Origin of the sequence: Micromonospora sp. LOL_024, from assembly GCF_048060415.1 — a bacterium.
Classification (GTDB): domain Bacteria; phylum Actinomycetota; class Actinomycetes; order Mycobacteriales; family Micromonosporaceae; genus Micromonospora.
Genome location: NZ_JBHMIS010000074.1, coordinates 1 through 7,402 on the forward strand (window position 1 = coordinate 1; position 7,402 = coordinate 7,402).

General features: G+C 66.2%; 11 protein-coding genes and 1 pseudogene. 3 read left to right on the forward strand and 9 right to left on the reverse strand.

All coding sequences use genetic code 11. The features are described 5' to 3' along the window. Positions 1–24 precede the first annotated feature (24 nt). Positions 25–429 carry an IS110 family transposase gene (locus tag ACFHWY_RS27480; protein ID WP_416583154.1) on the reverse strand — a complete coding sequence of 135 codons (405 nt, stop codon included), beginning with the start codon at positions 427–429 and terminating at the stop codon, positions 25–27. A gap of 160 nt (positions 430–589) precedes the next feature. Then, entirely contained in the window at positions 590–760 is a 171-nt protein-coding gene (locus ACFHWY_RS27485) for a hypothetical protein (protein WP_416583155.1), read from the reverse strand. A 342-nt stretch (positions 761–1,102) separates the two neighbouring features. On the opposite strand from ACFHWY_RS27485, the gene ACFHWY_RS27490 reads away from it, so the two are divergent. Continuing rightward, a complete protein-coding gene (locus ACFHWY_RS27490) occupies positions 1,103–1,267 on the forward strand; it encodes a hypothetical protein (protein WP_416583156.1) in 165 nt (54 codons plus the stop codon). A 388-nt stretch (positions 1,268–1,655) separates the two neighbouring features. Here the strand turns inward: ACFHWY_RS27490 and ACFHWY_RS27495 are convergent, their stop codons facing one another. The 6 genes from ACFHWY_RS27495 to ACFHWY_RS27520 form a co-directional block, all read right to left on the reverse strand. Then, on the reverse strand, positions 1,656–2,588 hold the full coding sequence (locus tag ACFHWY_RS27495; RefSeq protein WP_416583157.1) for an oxidoreductase: 933 nt from the start codon (positions 2,586–2,588) through the stop codon (positions 1,656–1,658). A 14-nt stretch (positions 2,589–2,602) separates the two neighbouring features. Then, positions 2,603–3,076, reverse strand: a complete 474-nt coding sequence (locus ACFHWY_RS27500; protein WP_416583158.1) for a hypothetical protein — start codon at positions 3,074–3,076, stop codon at positions 2,603–2,605. 53 nt (positions 3,077–3,129) lie between these two features. Then, positions 3,130–3,636: a response regulator transcription factor gene (locus ACFHWY_RS27505; protein ID WP_416583159.1), complete on the reverse strand. Its 507-nt coding sequence runs from the start codon at positions 3,634–3,636 to the stop codon at positions 3,130–3,132. A gap of 30 nt (positions 3,637–3,666) precedes the next feature. Beyond that, entirely contained in the window at positions 3,667–3,864 is a 198-nt protein-coding gene (locus tag ACFHWY_RS27510; protein WP_416583160.1) for a transposase, read from the reverse strand. A gap of 309 nt (positions 3,865–4,173) precedes the next feature. After that, entirely contained in the window at positions 4,174–5,247 is a 1,074-nt protein-coding gene (locus ACFHWY_RS27515; protein WP_416583161.1) for an integrase core domain-containing protein, read from the reverse strand. A 541-nt stretch (positions 5,248–5,788) separates the two neighbouring features. Beyond that, the gene (locus tag ACFHWY_RS27520; RefSeq protein WP_416583162.1) at positions 5,789–6,289 is read right to left on the reverse strand and encodes a hypothetical protein; all 501 of its coding nucleotides are present in this window, start codon (positions 6,287–6,289) and stop codon (positions 5,789–5,791) included. Between the two features lie 23 nt (positions 6,290–6,312). On the opposite strand from ACFHWY_RS27520, the gene ACFHWY_RS27525 reads away from it, so the two are divergent. Together ACFHWY_RS27525 and ACFHWY_RS27530 are read left to right on the forward strand one after the other, a co-directional pair. Then, positions 6,313–6,522 carry a hypothetical protein gene (locus ACFHWY_RS27525; RefSeq protein WP_416583163.1) on the forward strand — a complete coding sequence of 70 codons (210 nt, stop codon included), beginning with the start codon at positions 6,313–6,315 and terminating at the stop codon, positions 6,520–6,522. Positions 6,523–6,695: 173 nt separating this feature from the next. Next, positions 6,696–6,830, forward strand: a pseudogene (locus ACFHWY_RS27530) (hypothetical protein); the annotation flags it as partial. Positions 6,831–6,874: 44 nt separating this feature from the next. Here ACFHWY_RS27530 and ACFHWY_RS27535 read toward each other — a convergent pair. Beyond that, the gene (locus tag ACFHWY_RS27535; protein ID WP_416583164.1) at positions 6,875–7,108 is read right to left on the reverse strand and encodes a hypothetical protein; all 234 of its coding nucleotides are present in this window, start codon (positions 7,106–7,108) and stop codon (positions 6,875–6,877) included. Positions 7,109–7,402 lie beyond the last annotated feature (294 nt).

The window sequence follows — 7,402 nt, forward strand, 5'->3', positions numbered from 1 at the left end:
CCCCAATCGACACGTCAGCCCAGCTCACAGCCCCGCACATCGACAACGCAAAGACCCTGGCCGTTCGGCGACCTTGCACAGCCAGACCGCGTCGAGCCGGTCGGTCTTCGGACGTCCGGGTAGGTGCTTGACGTCCTTGGCGTTGACCAGCCATGCGTCGACGCCGGCTGCTTCGAGCAGGTAGAACACCGGCTTCCAGTAGTCCGAGGTCGACTCCATCACGACCCGGGTCACGCCCAGTTCCCGCAGCCGGTCAGCCATCGTCAGCAACGACCGGGTCATCGTGGAGTAGGTCGACACCTCCTGCCGTCGCCGCCCTCCAGGTCCCTGGCCCGGGATCCGTACGCAACACACCAGCTCGGCCTTGCCAATGTCGAGCGCCGCGATCCGCTCGATGATCTCCTCGTTGTCCTGACTTGACTCCAACACCCGGTCCTTCCATCCAGTCGGTCACAGGGTGGCCGCCCGCGGGAGCTGCTGGAGTCGAAAGCGAAGCTGATCCGCGTGCTCGAAGCAACATTGAAGGGCCCATGACGCAGCTCCCCACACCCGACTTTTCCACGGCCTCGAAGACCAAGCGCACACGGCGTCAGCGAGCGGCCGCGATCATTTTCAGCCCGGAACGGGCCCGTTCAAAGAGCAGCGAGGGAACTTTTCCCATGATGTCCAACGCCATCCGGGTCTTCGTCAGATCCGCCCGCAGTTTCTCGTTCTGCCGGCGCAGCTTCTCCAACTCGATCTGGTCCGCGGACTTTTTCACCCGTGGCGCAGAGGGGGCGGCGGTATCCGTTTTCCCGCCGCTGTCGACGTGGCCGAGGTGTCCGGCGTCGCGGGCCCGTGTCCACTCGATGATGTGTGACGAGTACAGGCCTTCCCGGCGCAGGATCGCGCCTTTCTCGCCGTTCGGGGCGTGGCGACCATCGCGAGCTTGTACTCCGGGCTGCAGACCCGCCGCGACGGCTTCGGCGCCGGGTCGGCCCCGCTGCCGGTGGCCGGCTGCTTGCCAGATGAAGTGGACACGTACACAAGGATCTCCGATCCCCCGTCCTCAGGTCAGCACCCCACTCACACGGGGTGTCTCACACCATCCTGACCGAGAGGGGTGCGCCTCGACGGCGACGCCCCGCTCACCGGCGCATACGTCAGAATCCACAGCGTCGTGCAGATCCTGGACCGGACCGCACTACGCGACAACCACGGCTTCGTCTCGCACACCACCATGAACGCCGTCGACACAGCGCTTCGTGAGTTCCTGGAACTGCCGTGACCATCGACGTACCCGGACGGATCTTGGTCACGCCGATCACCGGTGGAGGGGTGCGGCACCGCTCCGGCCGCAGGCGCGGCAAGCTCAACCAGCCCAACCGCGCTCGGATGCCGCAACCGAACGAACACGCCTGCCGTCCAGCACCAGGGTCGCGAACCGGCAAGTCGCACCAACAACGACGGCTTCGCCGCGGTCTACAGGCACCTGAACCCGCAGGCCAACAGCCGGAATTCAGCCGGAAGGTCCGCGACGTAGCGCAGGCCGTTGTCGACCGAGCGGCTGAGAAGCTGTCCGCGGGCCCCGCGAGGTATCACCGCCGGAAACCCGGCGTCAGGCGACGGCGTCGTCCGGAACACCTCGCGGGACACGCCCGCTGGTCGTCGGTCGCTCAGCCCGCGAGCGCGGTGAGCTCGTCCACCTCGGCCGGGGTCAGGGTCAGCTCGGCCGAGGCCAGATTCTCCCGCAGGTGCGCCACCGAGCTGGTACCCGGGATGACCAGGGTGGCCGGCGAGTAGGCCAGCAACCAGGCCAGGGCCACCTGCGGCCGGGTGGCCTCGTGCTCCTTGGCGATGCGGTCGAGCGTCGCCTCCTGGACATCGTTGAGGCCCATGCCCGGTGGGATCTGGGACTTGTCGAGGTCAGGGCGGAACATGCCGGCGGCCAGCGGGAAGTAGGGCGCGAAGACGATGCCGTTGTCGGCGCAGATCTGCAGGACTTCGGCACTGCCGCGATCGATGAGGTGGAACCTGTTCTGCACGGCGGCGATGGGCGCGATCGACCGGGCCTGCTCAAGCTGCTCGACGGTGACACCGCTGAGGCCCAGGTTGCGGATCAGGCCCTTGCGGTGCAGCTCGGCCAGCGCCTCCAGGGACTCGGCGAAGGGTACCTCGTCGGGGAAGAGCAGGCCGTCGCCGCCGACCCGCAGGTAGACTAGGTCGAGGCGGTTCTGGCCGAGCCGGCTCAGGTTTTCCTCGACCTGCTCACGGAGCTGTTCCGGGGAGGCCGCGGCGTTCCAAGCGCGCCACTCGTCGCGGACCACGCCGACCTTGGTACCGATTACGACGTGGTCAGGGTAGGGGTGCAGTGCCTCGCGGATCAGGTCGTTGGCCACGTGCGGGCCGTAGAAGCCGGCGGTGTCGATGTAGTCGACGCCCAACTCGATCGCGGTGCGCAGGACGGCGATGGCGGCGTCCTTGTCGGCGGGCGGACCCCATGAACCCGGGCCGGGGAGCTGCATGGCGCCGAAGCCGAGGCGGGCCACGTGCTTCTTGCCGATCGTCAGATGGCCCGCGCTGGCGGTTGGCTTGTTGTCTGTAGTCACTTCTTCTCCTCTTGCTATGCGCGCAGCAGGGCCGCAGCGCGGGTTTTCAGTCGGGCCTGGATGGAAATGGTCGTGACGCCGCCGGAGGGGTGGCGTTCGAGCTTTTTGCGCACGACCAGGTCGTGCACCCCTTGACGGCTGATGCCGAGCATGGCGCCCGCCTCCGCGTAGGACACCGACTCGGCGCTCGGGTGGCCGACGAGACGGACCACGATCTGTCCCAAGGGGGTGGCCCACCAGGTGGCTGTCGGCCGGAACGGCTCGTCGCTGGGGTACAGCGTGGAGACCAGCCGGATCGCGACGCGGGCAGCCCGCTGCTCGTTGTGGTCCAGCAGTTGGTCGGCCATCGTGGCGGACAGGGTGGTGACGCGCTCGCGGACGTCGGCCAGATCGGACTCCAGCAGGATTTCCAGGGGATCCAGCAGGCGGGAGGCGATCAGACCGGCCAGATGGGCCGCGAGTTCGTCGCGTTCGCTCGCATGTCGCATGACAAGCCCCTTCGGCTACGGGATGCCTATCGTCCGCTACTTGGCAGCAAGTGTCAAGTAGCCGCGAGCAGGCCTGCCTTGGCCGCCTGGATGCCGGCCTGGAAACGCGACTCGGCGTTCAGCCGCTCCATCAGCGTCGCCACGTGACGCCGGTAGGTGCGTACCGATATGCGGAGCTCGCGGGCAGTCGCCTCGTCCTTGTAGCCGGCGGCGAGCAGCCGGACCACGTAGAGGGTCAGGCTGTCCGAGCTGGTCTCGAGGCGGCGGAAGGAGTCCAGCTCGACGGCGGACTGCCAGGCGGTGGAAAGCAGCTTGGCGAGGCTGCCGACGACGACCTTGTGTCGGATTACGTACATCGACGCCCGTCCGTCGGAGCGCTCCCGGAGCAGCGCCAGGTTGCGGTCGAGCACGATGGCATCCGGCAGGTCGGTCTGGCGCACCCGAACCTTGGCGCCGCGCCGGACCAGGTCGTCGAGGCGCGTGCTGCCCGGTTCCTCGGCGGCCGTGACGCTGTCAGCCAGAGTCAGCAGGCACCCTGTACCGTGCCAAAACTGGTTCAACGGCGGTGACCTGGTGTTTTGATGATCATTTCAGGCTGCTCGGTGGTACTCGTTGATCATCCCGTTGAGTCGTCTTCGGCGGCGTATGGGCTTGTCGATGGGGATGACGACGGACGGGTCATGGTTGGGTGGCCGCTGCTGACGCCCTTGGTGCGGCCGGTGGTCGTTGAAGTGGTCGACGTACTCGCCGACTACGGTCTGCGCGTGGCGCTCGTTGTAGATCAGCATGTGGTCGGTGCACTAGGGCGTGTATCAAAGTCGGCCGTGGGCGGGTGACGAACTTCCGGCGTGTCGCTGCCTGGTAAACAGCGAGGTCTCCGGTAGATGGCTTATCGACCAAGATGAACCATCAACACGGAGACCTCGTGACCAGCGTAGCGGTGACGAGGCGGCACGACCTGACCGACGCTCAGTGGGCAGTCCTGGAACCTGTACCGTTCGGAAACTCGGTCATGGCCGGTGAAGTGCGGTTTTGGTGGTGTGGAGCTTGGTCGATCTGGGTCGGAGTTGGCGCCCTGTTCGATGGCTCGGGTTCGGCTACGCGGCCTGCTCGTACTCGTTGATCAACGCGTGGACGGCCTTCCTGCGTTGTACTCGGACGGCATCCAGGTCGGTCACCAGGGCTGGGATCGTGTCGCGGCCAGGTGGGCGTTGTCGGCGACCCTGATGCGGGCGATGCCGGTTGTAGTGCGCCAGGTATTCAGGCAGCACGACGAGCAGATGTCGGGTGTTGTAGATCAGGATCTGGTCCAGGCACTCCCGCCGTACGGTGCGTACCCAGCGCTCCGCGAACGCGTTGGCCCGGGGTGCCTGCGGTGGTGTTCGGAGCACCTCGACACCCTCGGCGTGGAAGACGATGTCGAACGCGGCGGTGTACTTGGTGTCCCGGTCCCGGATCAGGAACCGGAACTGGCCGGCATGCTCGCCCAGGTCCATCATGAGGTTGCGGGCCTGCTGTGCCACCCACTCGCCGGTCGGGTTGGTCGTGGCGCCCAGGAGGTGGACTCGCCGGGTCGCGATCTCCATGAGGAACAGGACGTAGATGCGGGTTAGTCCGATGGTGTCGACGTGTAGGAAGTCGCAGGCCAGGATGCCTTTGGCCTGGGTGGTGAGGAACTCGGTCCAGGTCGGTCCCGCCCGTCGTGGAGCCGGACCTGCACCGGTGGTGTTCAGGATCGCCCAGATCGTGCTGGCCGCGAGTCGGTAGCCCAGGCCGATCATCTCGCCCTGGATGCGTCGGCATCCCCAGGTCGGGTTGTCCCGGGCCAGCCGTAGCACCAGTTGGCGTACCTCGGCCGTGATCGGCGGTCGACCGCGTCGCCGTCTCGGGTAGGTCCACCGTCGTGCGATCAGGTTGTGGTGCCAGCGCAACAAGGTGGCTGGGGTGACGAAGAACGCTGTCCACCGGGTCCGCGGTAACAGCCTCGACAGGCCGGCAAGGACCGCCCGGTCAGCCGGTTCCATATCTGGACGGCATACTTGCCGACGAAGGACCGCGACCTGGTGCCGCAGCACGAGTACCTCGACCGCGTTGGCGTCCCCACCACGATTCAACAGGATGATCAACTGCAGTGCCTGACGAAGAATCAGGTAGCCGAACGACAGGATCATGACCGGTAGCATGACGCCATCCATCGATCCCACAGCGGACAAAGTCGCACGTCACCGGCCGTGGCCGAGTTTTCGAACGGTACAGGGTCGGGACGTGAGGGATGCTCGTCGCACGAGCACCCACCGAGCACCCAACCGACCACAAGGGATGAAAAAGCGAAGGGGCCCGACTGCCGTTTCGGCAGGTCAGACCCCTGATGATCTTGCGCGCCCGAAGGGACTCGAACCCCTAACCTTCTGATGCGTAGTCCTCCATAATCGACTCTAGCCAAAGTGGCGTCCGAACGCAACCTGTTCAGTCCGGCCCCGTCCCGGTGTATCCGCCCAGGTCCTGGCCCTGTAGACCGTTTCTATTTACGTACGTCGATTGTCTTGGTGCGCCTGATAGAAGCCCGAATCCGGCTACGTCCAGGTGCGTCCGTGTGAGTTCCCCGACGTCCGAGCACCCACGGAGCACCCGCATCATCGCCAGCGCCCCGATCGCCAGTGTGCCGATCGTCGCACGATCGCGATGGTCGGCGAACGTGCGGAGGGGTTGCCGCTACGGGGTCGCCGCCCACGGCGGCGCGGGCGGGTTCGCGCTGACCTCGGTACGGGGCGGGACAGGCCAGTCCGGAATCAGGGTGGTGTCTCCGGTGAGTTCGAGGGCGGTGATCGTGGCCAGGTCCTGTACGGCCTGGACGAAGCCCTCGACCCACATCAGCGTGATCGACGTCTTGCCGTCCTTGCGGTCGTACAGCGTCCTGGAATCGTTCGGTGCGTTCTGTGAGTCGTCGCCGTGCGCGAGTCGGTTCCGGACCGCCTTGGCGTCGCGTAGGTAGTGGTCGAGGCGCTGCGACTCGATGGTGGTCCAGAACCAGCGCCCACCGCGACCCGGCTCGGGCTGCGCACGAACCCGGGCCCGCCACCGGGCGGTGACATCCGGTACTTCGAGGTGCTGGCCGAACCGCTGCCGGATCCGTTCTATGGTCGCTGGCGTGTTCTGCCGGGGGCCGCCGTGCGCGTCGTTGGTCACGCCGAGGTAGGCCAGTTGAAACAGCACACCCCATCGTCGCGCGGTGCTCGATGGAGAGCACCGTCGCGATCCAGCCGAGAGTCGGCACCTGCTTCCTTGTCTCAGTGATCAACACGGCTGTGGCCAGCATGGATGAGGTTTTCGGCACCCACAGCGCCGCCCGCAAGGCCGCCAAGACAGCGAAAAAACCAGAAGCCTCAACGGAGCCGGACCAGCCGGAGGACCGCCGAACCCCAGGTCAAGGCCCCGATGATCACTGAGTAACTACAGAGAGTGATGGCACAGGCGTGACACAGGTGTGGCAACGAACGTCCACACTCCATCAACAGCAACAGGGTCTGATCTGCGTTTCCGCAGGTCAGACCCATGATGATCTTGCGCGCCCGAAGGGACTCGAACCCCTAACCTTCTGATCCGTAGCGACGGGCTGCCGATCAACCCGAACTACGCGACCACCCGGTTCCGCAAACTGGTCCACCGGGTCGGGCTGCCGCCGGTGCGGCTGCACGACCTACGCCACGGTGCGGCGTCTCTGGCGCACCAGGCCGGTGTCGACCTGAAGACCCTGCAGGATCTGCTTGGGCATTCCAGCGTCGTGGTCACCGCCGACACCTACACCAGCGTGCTGCCCGAGGCGCAGCGGCGCTGCGCCGACGCCACCGCCAACCTCGTTCTCGCAGCTGCCCGCCGCACCCGCAAGAAGATCAGGAACAAGGCCCGGAACAACCGGCCCGCCCGCCGGCCGAAACCAGGTGCCCTGGCACCCACCGCCCCGGCCGCGGCGGCGAAGCCGCAGGTCAACAGGCCGAGAGGCTCGGGGAAACCGCCTGCGGGCGTGGCACCCACTTCGCACCCACGTGACACCCACCGTCCACATTGGCCGGGCATCAAGAAGGGTCCGAACCGCGTTTCCACAGGTCAGACCCCTGATCTCGCGCGCCCGAAGGGACTCGAACCCCTAACCTTCTGGTCCGTAGCACCTTGGCCCTTACTTCCACAATCCCAGGGCGTCGCTGACGTTCGGCGCATACTTAGTAAAGGTCGTACGCCAGTCAAGACGCTTGCGGTGCTGAAGGTAGCCCACGGCCCCGGCGTTGTTCCTTTGCGTCCGCTTTAACCATGATTTGTTAGATGCCGTGG